The sequence below is a fragment of the Candidatus Palauibacter sp. genome (assembly GCF_965208055.1).
In the GTDB taxonomy this organism is placed as follows: Bacteria; Gemmatimonadota; Gemmatimonadetes; order Palauibacterales; family Palauibacteraceae; genus Palauibacter.
Genome location: NZ_CBDBNY010000004.1, coordinates 3,603,384 through 3,625,520, shown reverse-complemented (window position 1 = coordinate 3,625,520; position 22,137 = coordinate 3,603,384). Strand labels below are relative to the sequence as shown.

Below are 22,137 nucleotides of genomic sequence, written 5' to 3'. Positions count from 1 at the left end.
GCGGCTATTCCGGCTGCAGGAACCAGCGATCCAGCATCAGATCGTGGTACGCGGTGAGGTGGGCGCCGTTCTCGAGCACGATCGAGAAGTAGGCGCGCGAGATCGGTTCCCTCCACCACTCGTCATCGATCCGCCACTGGTCGAGCACGTCGCCGATCCGCCGCCAGCGCCCCCGGATCTCAAGGCTCACGGGCACCCCGGCGCCACCGAGCCGGACCCGCAGCGGCCGCGGCCGGTTGAGCGGACGCAGCTTCCCCGCAGGCGGCTTCGGTCTCGGCGCTCTCGGCGCCACACCGGGTTTCGCCACGGACGGCTACGCGATTTCCATGAGCGCGTGCCGGCGCTCGGGGAGTCGGGAGTTCGGCTCGAGTTCGAGCACCCGGTACAGCGCGGCGGCGCCCAGCCGCAGCCGCAGCACGCGCGCTGCGCGCCGGAACGCGGGCAGCAGCTCGCCATCCTTCGTCTCCAGCGACCCGAAGGCGCGGGGCGCGCCTGCCTTCGGGTCGAAGAGTCCGGTCTGCGCGCTCGCCGGGCCGAAGCGGAAAAGCTCGAGCCGCAGCGTCTCGACCGCGCGCCGGGGCCGGTCGAGCGCGATCCGAGAGCGGAGGAACGCCCCGAGCCGTTCGGGCTCGCTCGTGGGTTCCCGGGCAATCGCGCGAATGGACCAGGAGCCGCCATCCTCGAGGCTCGCCGACACCCTGAGACCGCGGACGCTCTTGCCTCGCCGCCGCGGATGCTCGAGCGCGCGACCGATGAGCCGGTCGAGCGCGGCGTGCAGCAGTTCGAGCTGCCCGATCGGGCTCGGAAAATCGAGCGCGACGCGGATCGGCCGGGCCGGCGCCTCCGGCCGCACACGGTCGATGCGCGTCCCCCGCGCCCAAGCGAGCGCCCGGCGCCCATCGGCCCCGAACTGCGACACGAGCGCCGGCTCGGGCATGCGCACCAGCTGCCAGAGCCGCCCGACCCCGAGCCGCTTCAGCCGCCCGACCATGCGCGGCGACACCGGCAGCACCTCGACCGGCTGCGGCCCGAGAAACGCGGCCAGATCGGCCGCCGCCACGCAGACGTCCGCGCCCGCCCGCCCGGGCTCCGCCAACCCCGCCGACCGGGCGGGCGCCACGGACCGCGCCGCGACCCACGCCGCGAACTTCCCCGGCGCGTAGCCGACCCGGGCGCTCGACGCGAGCCACGGCGACAGCGCCTCGAGCCCCGCCCGGAGCCCCGCGATCTGGCGCTCCGGCGGACCGTACAGCCGTTCGAGCCCGTCGACCCCGACGAAGAACCGCCCCCGGTCCGCCGACCGCTCGACGACCGGGCTCCAGCCGCGGAGGACTTCCGCGATCCGGTCGCGCGCCGCGTCGTGGAAATCCGGGTCCGGTTCGCAGAGGACGAGCGAGGGGCAGAGCGCGATCGCCTGCGAGACGATCATCCCCGGCTCGACCCCGAAGGAGGCTGCGAGCGCGCACCCCATCTCGATGCGGCGGCAGTCCCCCACCGTCGGCAGCGCGAGCGGATGGTCCGCGAGTGACGGCGTCCGGACCCGCTCCAGTTCCAGCTCGAACCCCGGCCACCAGAGGCAGAGCGCCATCCGGCTCCCGCGACCTGCGTCCATGCGACCCTTTCCATCCGAAAAACCGAAGAAAAACCGAAAATTGGACCGGCCAATCTAGGCGATTCGAAACGGGATGCAAGAGCCCGGGATGCGTCGCCGGCCGGACCAGCGCCGGGTACTTTTCGACTCATGAACCGGAAACCCGACAAGAGAGAGGCGCTCACGCCGAAGAGTTGGGCCGCATTCGTGGCGCGGACCATCCTCGGCCTCATCTTCTTCATGGCCGGGTTCCGGAAGGTGTTCGAACTCGGGGCCGTCCAGCACGCGCGGGGTCTGTTCGTGGAGGCCTACGCCGACACGTTCCTCCCCGCCTGGTCGCTGTGGGCCGCCGGGGTCGCGATCCCCTTCATCGAACTCGTGGCGGGCGCCCTGATGCTGGTGGGCTGGCGGCGCCGGATCGCCGCGCTGGGGCTGGGCGGGGTCCTCATCCTCGTCACTTTCGGCCACCTGCTCGCCGAGCCGCTCTATGTCTTCAGCGCGCACGTGATTCCGCGCACGCTGCTGCTCGTCATCGTCCTCATCCTGTTCGAGAACGACCATCTGAGCCTGGACAGCTGGCTCGCGCGCCGCTTTGGCAGAGACGAGAATGGCTGACGCGAAGCAGTCGACGATGCGCGACGCCGGGCAGTCGCTCGACGACTATGCCATTCGCTCGCGAATGCCTGCTGATACGGTGTTGACACGACGCAACACCGTGAGGCATGATCAGGCTCCGGAGGCATCCGAAGAAGGACATCGAGAAAGCGCTGGCCATCGCACGAAGAGCCGGGTGGACGGTCATACCGAAATCCTCCGGGCATAGCTGGGGCGTGATGTACTGCCCGGCGACCGTGTCGCCCCGCTGCCGGATGCCGATCTGGTCCACGCCGCGGAACCCCGGCGATCATGCCAGAAGACTCCGACAGGCTGTGCGCCGATGTCATCACGGAGAGAGACGAGAAGTCGAGAAATGACGACCCACAGCTTCACGCTGATCGTCGAGGGCGTGGAAATGGACGATCCGCAGGTGTTCAACGCCCTTTACGAAGCCGGGTGCGATGACGCGACCATAGGCATCACGAACGGTATCCCGGTCATGGATTTCGACCGCGAAGCTGCGAGCTTCTGCGAAGCAATCTCCTCCGCCATCGCGGATGCCGAATCGGTCGACGGCCTCCGGGTGGTCCGGATCGCGGACCTCGATCTCGTGTCGATGTCCGAGATCGCGGCCCGGATCGGGCGCTCGCGCGAGTGCGTCCGGCTGTGGGTGCTCGGGAAGCGCGGGCCGGGCGGATTCCCGGCGCCCCTCAACAGTCCTCACGACCGGTACCGGTTCTGGCGCTGGTCCGACGTGGAGGGCTGGCTGAGAGGAGTCCTCGGAGGCGAACCGTGGTCTTCCCAGGATCACCTGCGGGCGGCGATCAACGCGGCGCTCGAACTCCGCCACCACTTCCGCCAACTCGATCCGCGGGACCGTCCCGACCTGCGGGCCCTCGCCGGGTCCGCCCTCGAAAAGCCGGTTGGACCGTGATACCGACGGCATCGGGACATCGCTGGGGCGAGTTGCGCTGCCCGTCAGCCGGGACGTCGAGGTGTCGGATTCCCATCGCGTCGACGCCGCGTAACCCGGGCAACTTCGCCAAGCATCTCCGGCAAGCAATCAGAAAATGCGATCACCCACGGTGAGGGGACACCTTCGAATGGCAAACCATGACTTCACGCTCATCATCGAAGGGCGCGACATCCACGAGGATGACGTGTTCGACGCCCTGTATGAAGCCGGGTGCGACGACGCCCTGCTCAGAAGCAAGGACGGGACCCAGTACATGGACTTTACCCGCGAGGCCGCGACCCTCGACGAGGCAATCTTCTCGGCGGTCAGAGATATCGAGACCGTTGAAGGCGTTCGGGTCGAACGCATCGCCCAGCCGAAGGATCGATCCGGCGTGCGCGCCCTCACCGGCCCTGTCCTCGGGGGTTGACCCGCCGGCCATCGACCACCGTCCCTTGGCCAGATCCCGCCGAGACACAGACATTCCGCCCATGGTCGTCATCACGGAGGAGGACAGGAAGCTAGAGAAATGACGACCCACAGATTCACGTTGATCGTCGAGGGAGTGGATATCAACGACCCGGATGTCTTCGATGCCCCCTACGAAGCGGGCTGCGACGATGCGACCATCGGCACCACGGATGGGATCCAAGTCATGGATTTTTCCCGCGAGGCGCTGAAGCTCGACGCAGCTGGCGGGTCCCGTCCTCGGCGTCTGAGACCCCCGTCACCAGCGCCTGACACGCCTTTCCCGCGGCGGCGCGGTTCGGCGAACTGGGTATTCCGCCGGGTTCCGAACTGAGATGCACGCGCAACGTTATTCCCTCTGTCCGACTGAATACTGGACATTCGAAGGGACGCCGCTGCGGAGGATCGGCCTGGGCCGCTGAGCGACCGCCGCCTCAGGGTGGGCCGACCGTCACCTCGCGCGCCCCGGCGGGGACCTCGACGCGCTCAACCACACCGCCGGGCCAGCGGACCTCGACGGCCACGGGATCGGCCGCGAGGCCCAGGATCTGCACCGGATCGTCGTGGGAGCCCGTCCCGGACCCCGCCCTCACTTCGCGCGCGGGGCCGAGACCGTCGGCGTACACCACGCGCAGGACGGCCCCGATGCCGTAGGGGTTCCCGGCCGGTCCCGCGAGGCGCACCCGCAGGCCCGGCGAGCTTCCGCTCCCGCGAAACAGGCGCGCCGGACCGCCGTTGATCCCGAGCACGAAGTCGAGGCGGCCGTCGCCGTCGATGTCCGCCGCCGCGGCGCCGCGCTGGTCGCCGTAGGCGGCGACGCCCGACTCCTGCCCCGGCACCGGACGAAACCCGCCGCGTCCATCCCCCTCCAGCCACAGTCCGCGGCCCGCGTCGTAGCGCGGCGTGTCCTCGTCGGTGGCGAAGAAGTTCTGGGACAGGAACAGATCCTCTCGGCCGTCCCCGTTCGCGTCCGCCACCAGGAGCCCCAGCGAAGGGGCCTGCTGCGCCTCCCGCGGAAGCGGGGCCGCCTCGAAGCGGTCGCCCCGGTTCAGAAACACCATGTGCCGCAACTCCGCCGCCTGCAGCCGACCCTCCGGCCACGCGCCCAGCGCCTCCGCCACGTCCGCCTCGGCGTAGGCCGCGCGCGTCGGCATGCGCTCGTCGACGAGAGGGATGTGTTCGGCCAGCCTGCCCAGCGCGGCCAGCGGCGCCACCGCGCCGAGGCGTTCGTCCCGCTGCGCCTCCACGAGGTCGAGGGTGCCGTTGCGGTCCACGTCGCCGAAGTGGAGTTCGAGCGGCGCCCTGTCTGCCGGGCGGTACTCGGTGTTGTCTCCCCATGAGACCGCCACGAGGTCCGGACGTCCGTCGCCGTCGAAGTCGCCCGCGGACACCCCGTTCCAGCGGCCGACGTGCGCGGACAGGCCGACCTCCTGCGTCACGTCCGTGAACCGGCCGCGGTCGTTCCGCAGCAGCCGGACCGGGCCCCATTCGATGGAGAGGGCGAGGTCCGGGTCTCCGTCCGCGTCGTAGTCCGTGAACACGACCCCGGTCACCATGCCCAGGCGCTCGAAGACCGCCGCATCCCGCCGGTCCTCCTCGAAGCCGCCGCCCGGACGGCCCCGGAAGAGCCGGGAGGGGCCTGCGAGCGGGTAGCCGCCCGGCACGACCCGCGAGCCCACGAAGAGATCCAGCCGCCCGTCGAGGTCGTAGTCGGCGACCGCCAGAACGCCCGTGGACGCCGAACCTCCCGGCACGACGCCGCGGGTGTCCGGAGTCAGCGTCACGCCACGCATGGCCCCGGCGGACCATTCGATCGACACGACGCCGGGCACGGCGGTCACTTCGGCTGGCGGAGCCTCGTAGCTGGACAACCCCAGCAGCACCGTCGCGCCGCTCTCGCCCGGCAGCGGTACCAGCCCGACCTGGTCGACGGGCGCCCGCGGCCCCGCCAGCGTCACTCGAACCAGCGTCCCCCCGTCGTTCCGGAACAGCACCGGCGCCGCGTTCGCCCCCGACCCCATGAGCAGGTCCGGGTCCCCGTCGCCGTCCAGATCGTGCCACGCCACGCTCGGCCCCATCCGCGACAGGCGCAGCGGGAGGAGCGGCTGCCGCGCCGCCTCGGCAAACGGCGGCTCATCGTGGATCGGCCCGAAGCTCTCGTCGAGTTCGAACCACGGCGGCTGCGTCGCCGCGTCCGGAGAGGCTGCGGCGCCGTCGGCCGCCTCCTCCGGTCCGGACGCCTCCGCCTCGAACACCTCGTACAGCCGGTCGGCGCCGTCCACGCGCACCGCCGACCGGCTTCCGCCGCGCCAGTCCACGCCGAGCGTGGCCTCGGCGGCGTCCCCCATCGCGAACGAGACGAGCGCCTCCGAACCCGAGAGATAGCCGCCGCCCGCCGCGACCTCCTTCGTCTGGCGCGGGAGTCCCGGGACCTCCAGCCACACCATCGCCCCGATCCCGGCCGTGTTCGGCGCCTCCCCCCGCAGGCGGACGGCGAGCCGGGGGGCCGCGGCGTCGTTACGCAGCAGCCGGGCCGGGCGGTCGAGCCGGTTCACGACCGCGTCCAGGTCCCCGTCCCCGTCGAAATCCGCCAGCGCCGCCCCGTGCGACACGTCCGGCTCCGGCGCCACGCCCCACGCCCGACCCACCTCCTCGAACCCGGTCCCGCCCAGGTTTCGGAACGCCACGTTGTGCAGCGGCAGCGGACGGTACAGGAGCGTGGACTCGCGCTCGCCCGAGAGACCCGCCTCCCGGATCGAGATCTGGGTGTCCGCGTCCATGAGGTCCCGGATGTGGCCGTTCGGGATGAGCAGGTCCTCGAACCCGTCCAGGTCCGCGTCGAGGAAGAGCGCGGACCACGACCACCCGGACGCCTCGACGCCCGCGTGGCGCCCGATCTCCGCCCAGGTGCCGTCCCCGCGGTTCGCGAGCAGCGTGTTGCGGTTCACCTGCTGCGCTCCGGCGGCCTCGCCCGGCGGCGTGTGCTCCACGCGCGACACCGGATCCTGCGTCTTCCTCGCGCGCGAGTCGCGGGCGAGCATGTCGAGCACGAAGACATCCGCGTCCCCGTCCCGGTCGACGTCCGAGAAGTCCACCGCCATGGAGGAGGCGCTCGTCGTGGGCAGCGCGTGGGGCGCCGGAAGGCGGAAGGTGCCGTCCCCCCGGTTGATCCACAGCCGGTCGGGGCTATGCAGGTCGTTCGCGACGTAGAGGTCCGGGTCCCCGTCGGCATCCAGATCCCCGAAGCGAGCCGCCAGCCCCCATTCGGTCGGGGCGGCCGCCAGCGGCGTGCCGTCGGCGTCGAGGAAGGCATCGGAGGAGAACGGGACGTGCCGGAAGCCGCCGCCGTCTTCGCCGCCGCCTTCGTTGAACTCGTTCAGATAGAGTTCGTCGGCCTCCCCCCTTTCGAGCCGCACGACACCGTCCGCCCGCCACGCCAGCTCGTAGTGGTCGGCGAAGCGCCCCACGACCTCGAACCCCTCATCCGTGCGCCGCACCGTGTTGGGGAAGGCGACCTCGTCCCCGGGGAAGAGATCGAGCACGGAGCGGCTCTTGTACCGCGTCAGGTAGAGGTCGAGATCCCCGTCTCCGTCGATGTCGGCCAGCGCGCTCGACATCCCCCCGCGCGAGTCCCGGAGTCCGGCCGCCCGTGCCTCCGCGAACCGCCCCGCTCCGTCGTTGAGGAAGAGAGACTTCGGGCCCTCGATGGAGGTGAGCAGGAGGTCGAGGTCGCCGTCTCCGTCCACGTCCGCGAAGACGGCGCCGGTCGAGAAGCGGTCCCCCGCCGCGACCCCGCTCTCCGCGGCCGTCTCCCGGAACCGCCAGTCCCCGAGGTTGATGTAGAGGGCGTTCGGGCCCTCGAGGCGGGCCAGGTAGATGTCGGGCCGGCCGTCCCCGTTCACGTCGCCGGCCGCCACCCCCGAGCCGTTGCCGCGCATCTGGTTCTCGAGGAAGCTCGCGTCCGAGAGCACGTTGCCGAAGTCGACCTCGGACCAGGAGGGCGGTACCGCCGAGAACCCGGCGTTGCCGCCCTCCACCGCGAGGGGCCGCCAGCGGGCGCCCGCCACCTCCGTCCATACGTCGGGCTGCGCGGGCGCGGAGAAGTCCGCCGGACCGCAGGCTGCGGCGACGGCCAGAAGCAGGCAGGCGACGACCGGAGCCGGGAAGAGGCGGTCAGAATCCGGAGAGGATGGCATCCGCGCGGCCGACGAGGGCCCGGTTCAGGGACAGCCACATCTCCACCGTGGCGGGGTCCGTCCAGCCGGAGGCGGCCGCCGCCGCGAGCCCCGAACTTTCGGGCCACGGGCGCGCGTCGACGAACTCCAGCACGTCCTCGAAAGCGGAGAACACGGTGGGGTCCACCTCGGCCCCGATCGAGGCGAGACGTTCGGAGACGGCGCGCCACTCCGTGCGCGTCGCCGCGTCCGCGGCCAACTGGGGCAGGCGCAAGGCGCCGGCCAGCGAGCCGCCGAGCGGGTCGGCGGAGCCCGCCGACGCACCGGGTACGATCCAGGTCACGATTTGGCCCTCGAGCCCGAAGCGCCGGAACTCCTGCAGGCGATAGAAGAGGGCGAGCGCGAGTTCGCGCTGCAGTTGCGAGGATTCATCCGCGGCCTGCGCGAGTTGTCCGAGACGCTCGTCCTGCCGCTCGGCCATCCCCGCGAGGATGTCCGCAGTCGCGCCGCCTCCTCCCGCACTCCCGCGGCCGAACCCGCCGAAGCCACCCAGTGCGGTTCCGGCGGCGCCGCCCACGACGACGCCGACAAGAAGACCCAGCGCCGCAGCCGGAAGCGGCTTCACCCGCATGCCGCCTCCCGCATTCTCTCCATGACGCGGACGATATCCGGCGCCTCGGAAAGATACCGCGTCTTCGCCTCCGCAATCATGTCCTCCGGAATGCCGTGCATCGCCTCGGCGATCGGCCCCGCGATGGCCGCGAGCGTGTCGGAGTCGCCGCCCAGGGACACCGCGTTGCGCACCGCGTCTTTGAAGCTCTCCGATTCGAGCGCGCAGGTAATCGCTTCCGGCACCGTTCCCTGGCATGTCACGTCGAACCGGTAACCGGGACGGATCTCGTCCACGGACCGCGAGAGATCGTATCCAAACTCCTTCGTGATCCCGGCACGGATCTCGGTCGGACCCCCGCCCTGGAGGGCGAGCCAGATGGCGCGCGTCGTCGCCTGCGCCCCCCGGTAACCCTCGGGGTGATTGTGCGTGATGGCCGTAACCCGATCCGCGTCCGCGAGCGCCTCTTCGGTCGAGCGGTCGCGGTTCACAACCGCTGCGGGCGCCACGCGCATGGCCGCCCCGTTCCCGAAGCTCCAGTAGGGCCGGGGGTCCGCATCGTGGATCCAGCGTCCGAACCAACGTCCGTAGCCACGCCGCGGATGGCGCCTGCACCATCGCTGCATCGTCGATGCGGCGGGCAGGTCATCCAGCAGAATCTCCGCGACCGCGGCCGTACACACGGAGTCGTCCGTGTATCGGCAGTACGGCTTGAAGAAGTCGAAGTCCTTGGTCTTGATCTTCTTCCCTCGTCCCTCGTACACGGAGCCCACGATGTCTCCGATGATCGCTCCCCACACGGCGGCGCCGCTCCCCTATTTCCCGCTCTCGCCCGGCGAGTCGGTCGTCGTGCGCGCGTCCCCCGCCCCGGCGCCCTTCACGTAGCGGTCGAACCAGTCGATCCAGCGCGCCCACATGTCGAGGTTGTTCTCGATCGCGCGCGGCGTGTGCGACTCGAACGGGTATTCGAACAGCGCCGCCGTCTTCCCGAGCCCGGTGAGCGCCTGGATCATCCGCCTCGACTGGATGGGATAGGTGCCGGAGTTGTTGTCGTCCGCTCCGTGGTACAGGAGGAGCGGCGTGTTGATCTGGTCCGCCTTGAAGAACGGGGACATCTCCATGTAGATGTGGGGCGCCTCCCAGATATCGCGCGGCTCGGCCTGAAATCCCATCGGCGTGAGCGAGCGGTTGTAGGCCCCGTCCCCCGCGATCCCCGCCCTGAAGAAGGGGGTGTGGGCGAGGAAGTTCGCCGTCGCGAAGGCACCGTAGCTGTGCCCCCCGTGCCCGATCCGGTCCATGTCGATGACGCCGAGCGCGTCGACCGCGCGCATCGCCGCGTACATCCCGTCGACCATGTTCGAGATGTAGTAGTCGTTGTAGTTCTCGCCCACGATCGGGATGTCGGGATAGACGAGCGCGTATCCCTGCGTGAGCCAGATGTCGGACCAGCGCAGCCAGGTCAGGCTCGTGTGCGCGTTGTGGTTCCGCGCGCGGATCGTCGCGTTGTCGAAGTCGTCCTCGCTCCGGTATTCGCGGGGATAGGTCCAGAAGATGGCGGGCACCCGCGTGCCTTCGACGTAGCCGACCGGCAGCGACACCCGCCCCTGTATTTCGAGCCCGTCGCGCCGGGTGAACTCGAAGTCGATACGGCGCGCGGCGGTGAGCTGCGGGAACGGATCCACGTTCCGCGTCAGGTTCTCCATCCCGCCGTCCCGGCTCCACAGGTAGCTGTCCGGGAACGTGTTCTTCCCCTCCCGGCTGACGACCATGCGTTCCAGGTCGGCGTCGAGCGGGACCAGCGGCTGGTCGAAGCTGTCGCGCGACCCCTCGAACAGGCGCTCCGTGGCCCCCTCGGGAATCGACACCCGGTCGACGAAGGGCTGCGGCCGGAAATCCTCTTTCCACCCGTCGCCGCGCAGGTAGGCGCTCGCCCCGCCGCCGGACAACCACGCGTACTCGATCCCGTTCCCCGTGCGGGCCGTGAGGAGGTCGCCCGGCAGTTCGAGCGCGTCGCCGGGATCGTGGAAGGGGACGAGAGTGTGCCCCTCCGGGTCGCTCCCGCCCAGCCCGTAGTGCACGAGCGCGGCATCGCCATCGCGCCGCACGTCGGCGAAGGCGTGGCGGCCGTCCGCGGAGTAGGTGACGCCCGAGATCCGATCATCGCTCGTCGCGACGACCTCCGCATCGCCGTCGCCGAACGGGGCGCGCAGCAGCATGATGCGGTCGGGCCGTTCGTCCTGCCCCTCTCCGCCGTCTCCGGCCCCGTCCCCGCCGTCGTCCCCGGCCCCGTCGCCTTCGGCCTCGGCGCGCTGCAAATATGAGATCCCGCTCCCGTCCGGACGCCATGACCAGGCGCGCGGGTCGCTGCCCGCTCCTCCGCCCGGCCCGCCGCCACGCCCGCTCTCCCGCAGTTCGCGCTCCTCCAGCGTGGCGAGCACGTCACCGGTCTCCACCTCGATGACCTCGGTGACGCGCGGGAAGCCCGTGTAGCTCGCAATGTAGGAGAACGGCCGCGCGAGGCGCGTCGCCATCACATGACGTCCGTCGGGACTCAGCGACAGCGACTCGTACATGCCCGGCTCGCCGACCGCCCGCGGGGACCGGCCGGGCGTCAACTCCACGATCTGACTGCGCGTGTAGTACTCGAACAGGTCCGTGCCGTGCTCGTCCTCGAGCAGGAAAGGCATCGTGCGCGTAGGCGTCGCCTCCGCCCGCGTGTGACGGATCGTCGGTCCCGACGGCAGCGCCGGAGCCGGCGGCGGGGATCCGCGGTCCGCCGGGGCCGCCAGCGTGAGAATCGAGCCCGAGGGCGTCCACTGCAGCATGCGCGAGGGCGCCGATCCCTGACCGCGCGACGACGTCCCGATCGTCGCGATGACGCGAGCGTCGCCGGCCGGCGTCACGCTCCCGTCGCCCGTGTCCGCGATCCACACCTCCGTGCGCTCCTCGAGGTGCGCCAGGAAGGCGAGGCGCGATCCATCCGGCGACCACATGAGGTCGCTCACGTACATCCCGTCCGGCAAGTCCACATCGATGTAGGCGCGCTCGCTCACCGAGTAGAAGCGGAAGCCGTGCAGGCCGTAGATGTCGAGGTGCCACGGGCGGTCCGCGCGCGCCCGCAGTTCCAGCATCCCCAGACGCAGCGTCTCTTCCCCTACCTCGGCCAGCGTCGAAAGCTCCGTGGAGAGCGGCACGACGAAGTGATCGCCGTCCGGACTCAGGTGGTCCAGCGTCGCGTAGTTCGGATCGGTCGCGAAGAGGTCCCGCACCGTCGCATCAGGCAGGATGTACCCCTGCGGGATGTCGAGTCCCTGCGCTTCTCCGGGAGCATTCTGGGCGGCGAGCGGCGACGCCGCGGGGACGACGACCGCCAGCAACAGCACGGGCAGGGCGGAACGAAGATGGTGGAAGACCCTCATGGTCTGGCTCCTGGACGAGGGGGCAGGCTTGAGCGTTCAAGCTGGACCGCTCCGACGACCCTCCGCAAGCGGCCGTTCCGGGTCCCAATGTGGTCCGCGGATCGATGTTCGCGGGAGAGGCCCCGGAGGGGTCAGTCGTTCCGAGCCTCCCACTGCACCCTTTGGACAATCGCTCGATCGAGCAGCGCCCGAACCTCGGGGGAAACGGTTCGCGGGCGGATCGTGCTCATGAACCGCAAGGCTCCCATCCGTACGAAGAGTCTTCCCAGGAACTCGTCCGCAAAGCCGCTCGAGACGACGGATATGCCCTCGAAATCCACATTGATCCGGCAGTCCGGGTGGGTGGAAACGAGGTTTTCCAGCTTCAACCGGAGCTGCTTGCCAGAGGACCTCGATCCGACCGACACCGCCTCCTGCCTGACGACGAAGTCGAGAACATCCTGTAGATTTTCTGGACTCATGGCAGCAATGTGGAGACGTTGGCTCGGTGCCCCCGAGCCAACCTGCAACGGACTGCGAACTATCGCCGTTTACGCGTACAGGTCAAGGTGACGACCCGTCCTGCGAACGAGGGAATATGACGAACGTGACGAAGTTCTGCCTGGGCCTCGCCGTGTTGGCGGGGCTGGGGTGCGGGTCGGAGCCGGCGCCGTTGACGGAACCGCATGCCGCGGCGATGCGCGACAGCCTGTCGGCGACGCTCGAGGAGTTCCGGGCCATGGGGATCGCGTCGGCCTGGGAGGCCGCCGGCGATTTCTATTCGGAATCCCCTGCGTTCCGCTTCTACGAGAACGGGGAATTGGCCTACGAGTCGGCCGCCGACGTGCGCGCCGCCCTCGCGGATCTCGGTCCGGGGACGCAGATCGCGACGGAGTACTCGGATACGGACATCGAGCCGTTGGCCCCCGGCCTCGCCCAGATCCGGTCCCGGTTCGAGAGCACGCTTCGCACGGAGGACGGATCCGAGTTCGGCTATGGAGGCGCGGTGACCATGCTGTGGGTCCACGAGACGGGGGGGTGGCGGATCCTGACCGGCCACTCCTCGGCTCCGGTGCCCCGCGGAGGGTAGAGGCCCCCATGCCGGACAGGGTTCCCGCCGGGGTTCCCCCGGAAACCTGCGCCGCGCCCCGGGACGCCGTCGAGTCGCGCGTCCGGCGGGGAATGGCCGCACGGCGCGCGGAGCGGGCAGGCGAGGCGCTGCGGCACATGAAGGCGGCGGCCGCGCTCGCGCGGGAGCATGACGATCCGGTTGCGCTCGCCCGCGCGCTGCATGGCCGCGCGAACGTCGAACGCGACCTGGGACGGCTCGATGTCGCGCTCCGGCTGTACCACGAAGCCGTTCCGCTCTGCCGCCGGGGAGATGATCCGCTCGCGCTCGCTCACACCGTACGCCACCTCGGCGACGTGCTCCGGGAGACGGGCGATCTGCGGGAGGCCGAGCGCTGCTACGCCGAGGCGTTGGCACTCTACCGCGCGCACCCGGCGCCCCGGGCGCTCGATTTTGCCAACGCGGTGCGGCCGATGGCCATCCTGCGCGAGACCCTCGGCGAGCGCGACGAAGCCCGGGCGCTGTGGCGGGAGGCCCGGGACCTGTACCGGAAGGCGCGCGTCGAAGCCGGCGTGGCGGAGAGTTCGGCCCGTCTCGGGCGGCTCGGCTGACGGGTCGTCCGGCACGTCAGCCCACATGTCGCCCGGCACGCCGCCAGTCTTGCCAGAGCGGGAGGTTTCGACCACCCTGATTCGGAACAGCGGTCACGAACCGTACGCGGGAAATGTCGAAGGAGGGCGTGCAAATGCTGCGGAATCACGGGCTGAACCGTCGGGCCTTTCTCAAGAGCACAGGAGCCACCGCCGTTCTGGGCGCCGTCGGCGCACGCTCGGCGCTCGCGAGCGAGGTGGCGGCGACCGGTGTCGCCCCGGCCGGGCTTGGTGGCGCCCCCGCGGAGTTCGACTTCGACGAAGTCTACGACCGCCGCGGAACCGACTGCGTCAAGTGGGACCGCGCCATCGAGCAGTTCGGCCCGGAGATCGAGGTCGGCATGGGAATCGCCGACATGGACTTCCGCGCCGCACCGTGCATCACGCAGGCGATCGCCGAGCGCAGCAGGCACGAGAACTGGGGCTACCAGCACCGCGACAGTTCGTTCACGGACGCGGTCGTGGCCTGGAACCAGCGCCGCTACGACCTCGACATCGACCCCTCGACCATCGTCTGGACGTCGGGCGTCCACCCGGGAATCATCGCGGGGCTGCACACCTTCGCGCCTCCGGGCAGCCGGGTCCTCATGACGACGCCGACCTACAACGGCTTCTACTCGGATCTGCGCTTCGCGCGGAACGTCGCCGAGGACAGCGAGATGAAGGTCGTCGACGGCGTCTACGAGATCGACTGGGATGACTTCGAGCGCCGCGTGCAACGGGTTCACGCCTTCATCCTCTGCAACCCGCAGAACCCGACCGGAAACTGCTGGTCGCCGGAAGACATGACGCGCATGGGCGAGATCTGTCTCGAGCACGGCGTGCCGGTGCTCTCCGACGAGATCCACTGCGATTTCGTGACGAAGGGACAGAAGTACACGCCGTTCGCCAGCCTCGATCCGAAGGTCGTCGACAACAGCGTCACCTTCAAATCCAACAGCAAGACGTTCAGCCTCGCGGCCAACAAGGTCGCCTGGTACTTCTCGACCAACCCCTCCTTCATGACACGCCTGCGCCAGAACACGCGGGCGGACCTCAGCACGCTGGGCATGTACGCCGCCCGCGCCGCCAACAACGAGGGCGATGAATGGCTCGACCAGCTTCTCGTCTACCTCGACGGCAACCACGACTACACCGAGGCCTATATCCGGGAGAACATCCCGCTCGTGAAGTACACGAAGGCGCAGGGCACCTTCCTCGCGTGGCTGGACATGGGCGACCTGATGGACAGGATCGACGCGCAGGGGAAGGCGGACTACGAGAACCGGACGGCCGCGGAGCCGGTGTCGCCGGAGAGCGTCCTGCAGCGCTGGCTCGCCGAGAACGCACGCATCTATCTCAACAGCGGGCCCAGCTACGGGACCGGCGGCGAGCGGCACATGCGGATGAACATCGCGACGTCGCGCACGCTCGTGAAGCGCGCCCTCGACAACCTGTCCACCGCCGTCGCGGCGCTCTAGGAGAGGACCCGGCGGGAACGCGGTAGCAGAGAAGCCCGGCATGGCGCGCGCGATCGCCTCCTTCGAGGTCACCGGATGGGACCAGGGGGAAGCCGAACCCGACGCAGGCGGCCCCGGGGGGCCGACGCTCTCCCACGCCACCGTCCTTAAGCGTTTCGGCGGGGACCTCGTGGCGGAGAGCGAGGCCCGGCTCCTCATGTGCCAGGCGGATGTGGCGGACATCGCCGCGGGAGCGGGCTACATCGCGCGCGAGGTCGTGCGGGGAGCGCTCGCCGGGCGGGAAGGGACGTTCGTCATGCAGCACTGGGGGCTGAGCGCGAGCGGCCGCGAACAGACCGGCGGGCAGATCGTTCCGGGGTCGGCGACCGGCGACCTGAAGGGGCTCACGGGCTCGGTCGAGATCGCCGTCGACGGTGACGGCGCGCATACGCTGACGATCGACTACGAACTTCCGGACGCGTGAGGCGGCGGGGGACGGCGCGACCCGGCGACGCCTTGCCGCGCGCTTGCGGTTTTGGCACCGTAATTCAATGCGATAATTCATGCGATGCCGGACGGGGCAGGCCGGCGTTTCTTCCTGAGAGGGATAGTACGATGAAAAGATGGTCCATGATGCTTCCGGCGTTCCTCCTCGGCGCGATGCTGTCGATGGTTCCGGCGCAGGTCGAGGCACAGTTCGATGAGGTCGGATCGATCACCTTCCCGACCTCCGCCACGGGCGAGGCCCAGCAGCACTTCCTCCGGGGCGTGGCGATCCTGCACAGCTTCGGCTGGAAGCAGGCCAGGGAGCAGTTCCACGCGGCGCAGGAGCTGGATCCCGACTTCGCGATGGCGTACTGGGGCGAGTCGCTCGCCTACAATCACCCGCTCGTTTCGCAGATGGACCCGACCGACCCGCGCAAGGCGCTGCAAAGGCTGGGCGCGACACCGGCCGAGCGGCTCGCGAAGGCGCCGACGGATCGGGAGAAGGGCTTTATCAAGGCGGTCGAGATCCTGTGGAGCGAGGCGGACCACGTCGACCGGCGCGTGGGATACATGGAGGCGATGCGCGACCTGTACGAGGCCTATCCGGAGGACCCGGAGATCTCGGCCTTCTACGCGCTGTCCCTCCTCAGCGCGACGGCGGCGACGCGCGACCTGAGCCAGCGCTGGAACGTGATGGCGGGGGCGATCGCGCTCCGGCTGTTCAACGACAATCCGATGCACCCGGGCGCGGCGCACTACACGATCCACTCGTTCGACAACCCGATCATGGCCCCGCTGTCGCTGGACGCGGCCTACGCCTTCGCGGACATTGCGCCGGCGGTGTCCCACGCGCGGCACATGCCGACGCACATCTTCATCCAGCACGGGATGTGGGAACGCGTGTCCGGCAACAACCAGTCGGCCTACGACGTGGCGCAGGAACTGTGGCAGCCCGGCGACCCGGTGGGCGACGCGGTGCACGCGCTCGACTGGGGCCAGTACGGCGACCTCCAGCGCGGCGACTACGACAAGGCGCAACTGTGGATGGATCGGCTCGCGGACATGGTCGACAACGAGGGCTTCGGCACGGCGACCGGCGCACGCGGGGCAGCAGGCATCGCACGGGCGCAGGGAGCCGTCTCGCTCCTCAAGGCGCGCTACATCGTCGAGACCGAGCAGTGGGAGACCCAGCCGATCACGGAGGACTCCCCGGCGCACGAACTCCTCGCCACGGGACTCAGCGCCCACCGCATGGGCGACCAGGCGACCGTCACCGAGGCGGAGGCCGCGCTGAAGGAGTTGTCCGACGGCGAGGGCTACACGCACGTCATGCACAAGCAGGTCGGGGCGCTCCGGCACGCCGCCATGGGCCATCCGGACGTGGCGATCGGACTCATGGACGAGGCCGAGGCGGAGGTCATGAGCATGGCGCCGCCGCGCGGTTCGGCGAGCCCGGTCAAGCCTCTGCACGAACTCTACGGCGAACTGCTGCTCGAACTCGGGATGCCGGACAAGGCGGTCGAGAAGTTCGAGACCTCGTTGCTGCGGATGCCGAACCGGCCGCGTTCGCTGCTCGGCCTGGCCCGTGCGCACGCCGCCAACGGCGACGCGGTGCTCGCCGCCGAAGCGTACGCGAAGGTCGCCAAGCTGTGGAGCGGGCTTGCACACGCCGGCCTGATGGAGGCCGAGGCCTTCCTGAACGAGGCCGAGAGCGAGGGGAACCAGGGGAACCGGTAGCGACTCCCCGTCCACCGGCCCCGCGCGGAGAGTTTCCGCCGCGGTTCCGGCGCGGATGAGGCGCGGGATCTGCTCAGTAGAGCGCGAGCAGATCCAGTATCGGGACCCTCAGTAGCGCCGACCGGCCCGTCCGGACCTTCACGAGCATGTCGAGGGTCTGGAGGGGCCGGAGCTTTTCCGCCGCCGCCAGCAGTTCCGGCGGCACGGCGACGTAGATGAGCCCATCTCCCGGATCGGGGGCGCGCGCGAGCAGGAAGGGCTCGCCTTCGTAGAAGTCGATCCGCTCCGGTTCCGCCCGTTCCAGCGACAGAAACCGAACGGTCCAGCGGAGGCGCGCGCCGGCGTACTCGTCCGGGTTCGCGCGCAGGTCCGCGGCCGAGACCCCGGGCAGAACCTCTTCCTCGCCACCGACCGCATCGCTCGCCCCGAGCGCGGCCTCCCGAACCCAGCCCGAGCGGCGAATCCGGCTCCAGCCTTCCCGCTCCTCCACCCGGTCGACGAGGAAGCCCTCGAGGAGGAATCCGGTCACGGATCCCGCGGGTTCGGATCTGAGACGTTCGCCTCCCAAGCTGGCGATGACGCCGTTGTGGCCCTCGCGCGTGGCCGGCGCGATCGATCCGGACGGGACCCAGCCCTCGATCTCCACTTCCGCCCAGACCCCCTCGGTACGCTTGAGGACGACCGGCGTGCGCAGCACGAGTTCGGCCAGACGGCGGCCGTCCGCCGTCCTCCGGAAGACCTCGCCGTCGATGACGACTTCGCGCACCTGCGCGGCCGCGGGGGGCGGCGCATGCGCACACGCCAGGACGACCGGCAGGAGAAGCCGGCGTCGCAAGCGACGGCGCCAAGACGTTTTTCTGGTAAGGACCCGGTCCTCCACCTACATTCCTCGCGCCGCTGCCCCGTCGCGAGACTCGTGAGACGGGGCCGTTCCCGTTCGAGATCCGTTTCATCCAAGATCATCCAAGATATGGAACCCGCGTCAACCCAGTGTCAAACAAACTGATCTTCGTCGTCGGACTCGCCCTGCTCGCCGCAGTCCCGGCGACGCTCGAGGCGCAGGCCGAACGCATCGATTCACCCTTTCGCTGGCGCGAGAAGGGCTTCCGCATCGGCCTTTTCGGGGGCCACCACGCGGGGAACCGGGGGCGGCTCGAGTTCGCGCAGGGACCCACCGCCGTGGGGGGCGCCAGAATGCGCGTCCGGGCGTCGAGTCCCCTTTCTCTCGAGCTTGGAGCCACCTACGGGGCGGCGGACCGCTGGACGCTGGATGTCCTCGACGCGGAAGGACCGATGGTCGTCGACACCGTCGCCGCGGGCTGGCTGCGGGCCGATATCGGCGCGCAGGTCGGCCTCACCGGAGCGCGGACGTGGAACGGGATCCACCCCTACGGGCTCATCGGCGGCGGCTTCGTGTTCGGGATCGACGAGGGCGCCTCCGAGTTCCTCGCCGACCAGGCTCTCGAACCCTTCCGGTACGACATCTCCACCGCTCCGCACATCTTCGTCGGGCTGGGGTTCGAGATCTTTCCGGCGGAGACGATCGGGATCGGCTTCGAGGTCCGCGATTACCTGGTCCGCGTGACGTCTCCGGACGGATTCCTCTTCGGAACCACCCTGGAGCTGTTCGACGCCTCCGGAGCGCCGGCGCCGCAGAGTTCCGTGTGGGGCCACAACCCGGAGTTCAGCATCTCCATCTGGTACTACTTCTAGCCTCCCGTGACGAACCTCCGCGGCGGCCGGGCATGAACCGGGCATGAACGACGCGGACTGGGTCTCCTTCGACGAGGCCCTGGCTCTCGTGCTGGACGCCGTGTCGCCGCTGGAGACGGAGCGGGTTCCGCTCTCCGCCGCCCTCGGCCGCTCGCTCGCGCGCGACGTGCAAGCCGTCGCCCCGCACCCGCCGTGGAACAACAGCGCCATGGACGGATTCGCCGTGCGCATCGACGAGGTCCGCGGCGCCAGCCCGGAACGGCCTGTGGTCCTCCCGATCTCCGACGACATCCCGGCCGGCGCTTTTCCGCGCGGACCGCTGGAGCCCGGCTCGGTGGCGCGCGTGATGACGGGGGCGCCGGTGCCGGAGGACGCCACGGGCGTCGTCCGCGTGGAGCACACGGACGGAGGCCCGGACGGGCGCGTTCGCATATTCGATGACGCGGACGGGGAGCGCCACATCCGTTTCCTCGGGGAGGATGTGAGGACGGGCGACACGATGGTGGAGCGCGGCGAGGAGCTCGGGGCGGCGGCGGTGGCGCTGCTCGCCTCGGCCGGCCTCGAGCGGGTGGACGTGGGCCGGCGACCTCGCGTCGGCGTGCTCGCGAACGGGGACGAACTCGCGGATTTCGATGAATTCGACGAGGTGCGGGCCGGTCGGAGGATCATGAACTCGAACGGGCACGCGCTGGCCGCCCAGCTCGCGGATTCCGGGGCGGAGCCGGTGCCGCTCGGCATCGCCCGGGACGACCCCGCCGACCTGCACCGTTGTCTCGCGCGGGCCGAATCCTGCGACGCGATCGTCTCCGCGGCGGGCGTGAGCGTCGGCGATCACGACTACGTGAAGCGGGTCCTCGACGAACTCGGGTTCGAACGCTCCTTCTGGCGCGTGCGGATGCGCCCCGGCAGCGCCGCCGTCTTCGGCCTGCTCGGCGGCCGGCCGTTCTGGGGCGTCCCGGGCAATCCCGCCTCGGCGCTCGTCACGTACGAGACGCTGGTAAGACCGGCGATCCGCAGGATGGCGGGGTTCGCGCGTCCCTGCCGGCGGTCGCTACAGTGCGTCGCCGCACACGACCTGCGCGGGCCCCGGGACGTGCTCTCGTTCCTGCGCGTGCTCATCGGATCCGCCGAATCCGGCGTCCTCACGGCTCGCCTGAGCGGCCCGCAGGGCTCGGGCAACCTGGGCTCCATGCTGGCCGACGGGCTGCTCGCGGTCCCCGTCGGGACCGACGCCATAAGCGCCGGGGAGCCGGTCGAAGTGATTCCGCTCCGGGAGTGGGCGAGTCCCGCCTGACGCGCGGCAGGTGTGCGGGCCGGGCCCGACCGCCCATCAGATGCGGACGACCGCCGCCGCCATCGTGTAGCCGCCTCCGATCGAGGTGAGGACGATCGTGGCCGGGTTCGGCACGGGTCCGTGCTTACCGCGGACGACTTCGTCGAGCGTCACCGCAACCGTCGAGGCCGACATGTTGCCGTAATCGACGATGTTGTGGATGACGCGCCCCTTCGGCAGTTCCAGCCTCTGCTCGAGACCTCGCGTGATCCGCGCGTTCGCCTGGTGAGGAATCACGAAGTCCACGTCGGACCAGCCGAGACCCGCCTTATCGAGCGCTTGCTCACCCACTTCGGCCATCTTGACGATCGCGTTGCGGACGATCCGCGGCCCTCCCTCCATGTGGAGAATCGGGATCCGGTCTCCGTCGTCGCGCCAGCTCTGTCCGCTGAGGTACAGCGGGTCGCGCGCGAACCAGCCCGCCGACGCCATCGGACCGAGCACGCCGTGATCCGCTTCGCTCCGCTCGAGGACGGCCGCTCCGGCCCCGTCGCCGAAGAGCACGGCCGTTCGCACGTCCGTGTAGTCCACGAGCCGCGTGAGGGCGTCGCCCGAAATCACCAGAACCCGCTCCGCCATACCGCTGACGATGGCCGACCAGCCTGCCCCCACGCCGTAGACGAAACCGGCGCAGGCCGCGTTGATCGCGAACCCTCCCAATCGCGGATTCCCGATCTTCGTCGCCACGGTACAGGCGCTGTTCGGAACCTCGTCGGACGGCGACACGGTCGCGACGTAGAGCTGGTCGATCTCGTCCGGCTCGCGTCCGGCCGCCTCCAGCGCGGCGAGCCCCGCCCGGGCACACATGTCCTCCGTGGTCAGATCGCTTGCCGGCGGAATCCGCCGACGCGACCTGATGCCGGTCAGCTGATACGCCCACTGATCGAAGACCTCGGCGGCCGACAGCCCGTTGACGCCCTCGACGCCCCTGAGCGCGGATCGCGCCTGCCCGACGTCGAACGAATCGCGCAGCGTACCCATGGCGAGAAGCTGGAAGTTGTCGATGCTGTCGGGCGGCAGGTAGCTACCGGTACCCGTGACCGCCGCGGTCACTCTGGCTGGCAAGGCCCTCTCCATCATCCGTGGGCAAGATCCGTGGGCAAGATCTGTGGGCAAGGCGTCGGCGGGCTCAGCCGCCGGAAAGTCCGAGAGTATACGGCAGAGACCGGGAAGGTTGCCAGCCTGCGCCCGATCGCACGGCGGCGGGCGGGGAACGGGCAAGCCGGAACCGCGGCGCCGCCGAGCGGGCCGCCTCCGCGAGCGTTCGGGTCGGACACGGCCGGGTCGGCATCACGCGGGCGCACTCCCTGATGCTCGCCTGTGACCAGCAGGAGTCAGGCTGACCGTCGCCGCACTCCCGGATGAGCAGTTTCACGCTGGCCGGCAGTCGGAGCACCGCGTCGCTGTCGAACTCCTCGGTCACGGCGTAGCGCACGAGATCCTCGGCCAGATCCAGTTCCACGCCGGCGTCCAGCAACTCTTCCAAGGAGACGATGAGGAGAGGAAAATCGGCACGGTCACGCCCCAGCCGCATCAGTAGCTCGCGCCCCACGCCGCGGCGAAGGGCATCGGCGGCTTTCTCGAGCGCGATCGGCTCCGCCCGCGGACCCACGACCGACGCCGCATCCCGCAACTCCGCAGCGAACGTGTCGACGGCGGCGAGGACAACTTCCGGGGACATCCCCTTCGCCACGCCCTCCATGGCCTTGTCGATCAGGAGACCTCGGGGCAGACCGTCCCGGACGCCGGCTTCTATGACCGAGAGGGTGCGAGCCGCGTACACGGCTCCCAGGTGGCGGCTGAAACGGGCGCGTGCGTCCTGAGCGGCGAGCGGCCCGGCCGCGAGCAGCACGGCGCCGAGAAACACGACCGCGGAAGCACGGCGCAGCAGGGCTTTTCCCACCGGCTGCTTGTGG

At 70.1% G+C, this 22,137-nt stretch carries 21 protein-coding genes; 11 read left to right on the top strand and 10 right to left on the bottom strand.

Translation table 11 applies throughout. The features are described 5' to 3' along the window. Positions 1-4 precede the first annotated feature (4 nt). Positions 5-307, bottom strand: a complete 303-nt coding sequence (locus ACOGXI_RS15920) for a hypothetical protein (protein WP_419939797.1) — start codon at positions 305-307, stop codon at positions 5-7. Between the two features lie 6 nt (positions 308-313). Next, on the bottom strand, positions 314-1,612 hold the full coding sequence (locus tag ACOGXI_RS15915; protein ID WP_419939796.1) for a DNA polymerase Y family protein: 1,299 nt from the start codon (positions 1,610-1,612) through the stop codon (positions 314-316). Between the two features lie 129 nt (positions 1,613-1,741). On the opposite strand from ACOGXI_RS15915, the gene ACOGXI_RS15910 reads away from it, so the two are divergent. From ACOGXI_RS15910 to ACOGXI_RS15895, 4 genes are all read left to right on the top strand, one after another. After that, positions 1,742-2,206, top strand: a complete 465-nt coding sequence (locus tag ACOGXI_RS15910) for a DoxX family protein (RefSeq protein WP_419939795.1) — start codon at positions 1,742-1,744, stop codon at positions 2,204-2,206. Beyond that, positions 2,199-2,414 (top strand): hypothetical protein, encoded by a 216-nt coding sequence (locus tag ACOGXI_RS15905; protein ID WP_419939794.1) that lies wholly within the window; start codon positions 2,199-2,201, stop codon positions 2,412-2,414. The genes ACOGXI_RS15910 and ACOGXI_RS15905 overlap by 8 nt, the downstream gene beginning before the upstream one ends. A 147-nt stretch (positions 2,415-2,561) precedes the next feature. Then, complete coding sequence (locus ACOGXI_RS15900; RefSeq protein ID WP_419939793.1) at positions 2,562-3,122, top strand: helix-turn-helix transcriptional regulator; 561 nt, start codon at positions 2,562-2,564, stop codon at positions 3,120-3,122. Between the two features lie 169 nt (positions 3,123-3,291). Then, complete coding sequence (locus tag ACOGXI_RS15895; protein ID WP_419939792.1) at positions 3,292-3,573, top strand: hypothetical protein; 282 nt, start codon at positions 3,292-3,294, stop codon at positions 3,571-3,573. A gap of 472 nt (positions 3,574-4,045) precedes the next feature. On the opposite strand, the gene ACOGXI_RS15890 is transcribed toward ACOGXI_RS15895, so the two are convergent. The 5 genes from ACOGXI_RS15890 to ACOGXI_RS15870 all read right to left on the bottom strand — a co-directional run bounded on the left by ACOGXI_RS15890 (position 4,046) and on the right by ACOGXI_RS15870 (position 12,222). Beyond that, positions 4,046-7,807, bottom strand: coding sequence for an FG-GAP-like repeat-containing protein (locus ACOGXI_RS15890; protein ID WP_419939791.1), 3,762 nt, complete (start codon positions 7,805-7,807; stop codon positions 4,046-4,048). Next, positions 7,785-8,417, bottom strand: a complete 633-nt coding sequence (locus ACOGXI_RS15885; RefSeq protein ID WP_419939790.1) for a hypothetical protein — start codon at positions 8,415-8,417, stop codon at positions 7,785-7,787. Before ACOGXI_RS15885 ends, ACOGXI_RS15890 begins: the two co-directional genes overlap by 23 nt. Beyond that, positions 8,408-9,196, bottom strand: a complete 789-nt coding sequence (locus ACOGXI_RS15880; RefSeq protein WP_419939789.1) for an ADP-ribosylglycohydrolase family protein — start codon at positions 9,194-9,196, stop codon at positions 8,408-8,410. The genes ACOGXI_RS15885 and ACOGXI_RS15880 overlap by 10 nt, the downstream gene beginning before the upstream one ends. 15 nt (positions 9,197-9,211) lie before the next feature. Beyond that, positions 9,212-11,815, bottom strand: coding sequence for an alpha/beta hydrolase family protein (locus tag ACOGXI_RS15875; protein WP_419939788.1), 2,604 nt, complete (start codon positions 11,813-11,815; stop codon positions 9,212-9,214). Positions 11,816-11,946: 131 nt separating this feature from the next. Continuing rightward, a complete protein-coding gene (locus tag ACOGXI_RS15870) occupies positions 11,947-12,222 on the bottom strand; it encodes an STAS-like domain-containing protein (RefSeq protein WP_419939787.1) in 276 nt (91 codons plus the stop codon). A 170-nt stretch (positions 12,223-12,392) separates the two neighbouring features. Between ACOGXI_RS15870 and ACOGXI_RS15865 the strand changes: the two genes are divergently transcribed. From ACOGXI_RS15865 to ACOGXI_RS15845, 5 genes are all read left to right on the top strand, one after another. Continuing rightward, positions 12,393-12,884, top strand: a complete 492-nt coding sequence (locus ACOGXI_RS15865; RefSeq protein WP_419939786.1) for a nuclear transport factor 2 family protein — start codon at positions 12,393-12,395, stop codon at positions 12,882-12,884. 8 nt (positions 12,885-12,892) lie between these two features. Then, positions 12,893-13,474: a tetratricopeptide repeat protein gene (locus tag ACOGXI_RS15860; RefSeq protein ID WP_419939785.1), complete on the top strand. Its 582-nt coding sequence runs from the start codon at positions 12,893-12,895 to the stop codon at positions 13,472-13,474. Positions 13,475-13,608: 134 nt separating this feature from the next. Then, positions 13,609-14,973, top strand: coding sequence for an aminotransferase class I/II-fold pyridoxal phosphate-dependent enzyme (locus ACOGXI_RS15855; protein ID WP_419939784.1), 1,365 nt, complete (start codon positions 13,609-13,611; stop codon positions 14,971-14,973). 40 nt (positions 14,974-15,013) lie between these two features. Then, entirely contained in the window at positions 15,014-15,436 is a 423-nt protein-coding gene (locus tag ACOGXI_RS15850; protein ID WP_419939783.1) for a DUF3224 domain-containing protein, read from the top strand. A gap of 131 nt (positions 15,437-15,567) precedes the next feature. After that, entirely contained in the window at positions 15,568-17,175 is a 1,608-nt protein-coding gene (locus ACOGXI_RS15845) for a hypothetical protein (protein ID WP_419939782.1), read from the top strand. Between the two features lie 73 nt (positions 17,176-17,248). Here ACOGXI_RS15845 and ACOGXI_RS15840 read toward each other — a convergent pair whose 3' ends face one another. After that, on the bottom strand, positions 17,249-18,010 hold the full coding sequence (locus ACOGXI_RS15840) for a hypothetical protein (RefSeq protein ID WP_419939781.1): 762 nt from the start codon (positions 18,008-18,010) through the stop codon (positions 17,249-17,251). Positions 18,011-18,165: 155 nt separating this feature from the next. Here ACOGXI_RS15840 and ACOGXI_RS15835 point away from each other — a divergent pair, with 155 nt between their 5' ends. Next, entirely contained in the window at positions 18,166-18,888 is a 723-nt protein-coding gene (locus tag ACOGXI_RS15835) for a hypothetical protein (RefSeq protein WP_419939780.1), read from the top strand. A gap of 43 nt (positions 18,889-18,931) precedes the next feature. Next, positions 18,932-20,182: a gephyrin-like molybdotransferase Glp gene (gene glp, locus ACOGXI_RS15830; protein WP_419939779.1), complete on the top strand. Its 1,251-nt coding sequence runs from the start codon at positions 18,932-18,934 to the stop codon at positions 20,180-20,182. 36 nt (positions 20,183-20,218) lie between these two features. Here glp and ACOGXI_RS15825 read toward each other — a convergent pair whose 3' ends face one another. Together ACOGXI_RS15825 and ACOGXI_RS15820 are read right to left on the bottom strand one after the other, a co-directional pair. Beyond that, positions 20,219-21,286: a 3-oxoacyl-ACP synthase III family protein gene (locus ACOGXI_RS15825; RefSeq protein ID WP_419939778.1), complete on the bottom strand. Its 1,068-nt coding sequence runs from the start codon at positions 21,284-21,286 to the stop codon at positions 20,219-20,221. Positions 21,287-21,350: 64 nt separating this feature from the next. Then, on the bottom strand, positions 21,351-22,124 hold the full coding sequence (locus ACOGXI_RS15820; RefSeq protein WP_419939777.1) for a hypothetical protein: 774 nt from the start codon (positions 22,122-22,124) through the stop codon (positions 21,351-21,353). Positions 22,125-22,137 lie beyond the last annotated feature (13 nt).

Bases quoted from the DNA above. Each gene is read 5' to 3' on its own strand.
- ACOGXI_RS15915 (WP_419939796.1), bottom strand. From the start codon at position 1,612: ATGGACGCAGGTCGCGGGAGCCGGATGGCGCTCTGCCTCTGGTGGCCG.
- ACOGXI_RS15910 (WP_419939795.1), top strand. From the start codon at position 1,742: ATGAACCGGAAACCCGACAAGAGAGAGGCGCTCACGCCGAAGAGTTGG.
- ACOGXI_RS15905 (WP_419939794.1), top strand. From the start codon at position 2,199: ATGGCTGACGCGAAGCAGTCGACGATGCGCGACGCCGGGCAGTCGCTC.
- ACOGXI_RS15900 (WP_419939793.1), top strand. From the start codon at position 2,562: ATGACGACCCACAGCTTCACGCTGATCGTCGAGGGCGTGGAAATGGAC.
- ACOGXI_RS15895 (WP_419939792.1), top strand. From the start codon at position 3,292: ATGGCAAACCATGACTTCACGCTCATCATCGAAGGGCGCGACATCCAC.
- ACOGXI_RS15890 (WP_419939791.1), bottom strand. From the start codon at position 7,807: ATGCCATCCTCTCCGGATTCTGACCGCCTCTTCCCGGCTCCGGTCGTC.
- ACOGXI_RS15885 (WP_419939790.1), bottom strand. From the start codon at position 8,417: ATGCGGGTGAAGCCGCTTCCGGCTGCGGCGCTGGGTCTTCTTGTCGGC.
- ACOGXI_RS15875 (WP_419939788.1), bottom strand. From the start codon at position 11,815: ATGAGGGTCTTCCACCATCTTCGTTCCGCCCTGCCCGTGCTGTTGCTG.
- ACOGXI_RS15865 (WP_419939786.1), top strand. From the start codon at position 12,393: ATGACGAACGTGACGAAGTTCTGCCTGGGCCTCGCCGTGTTGGCGGGG.
- ACOGXI_RS15860 (WP_419939785.1), top strand. From the start codon at position 12,893: ATGCCGGACAGGGTTCCCGCCGGGGTTCCCCCGGAAACCTGCGCCGCG.
- ACOGXI_RS15855 (WP_419939784.1), top strand. From the start codon at position 13,609: ATGCTGCGGAATCACGGGCTGAACCGTCGGGCCTTTCTCAAGAGCACA.
- ACOGXI_RS15850 (WP_419939783.1), top strand. From the start codon at position 15,014: ATGGCGCGCGCGATCGCCTCCTTCGAGGTCACCGGATGGGACCAGGGG.
- ACOGXI_RS15845 (WP_419939782.1), top strand. From the start codon at position 15,568: ATGAAAAGATGGTCCATGATGCTTCCGGCGTTCCTCCTCGGCGCGATG.
- glp (WP_419939779.1), top strand. From the start codon at position 18,932: ATGAACGACGCGGACTGGGTCTCCTTCGACGAGGCCCTGGCTCTCGTG.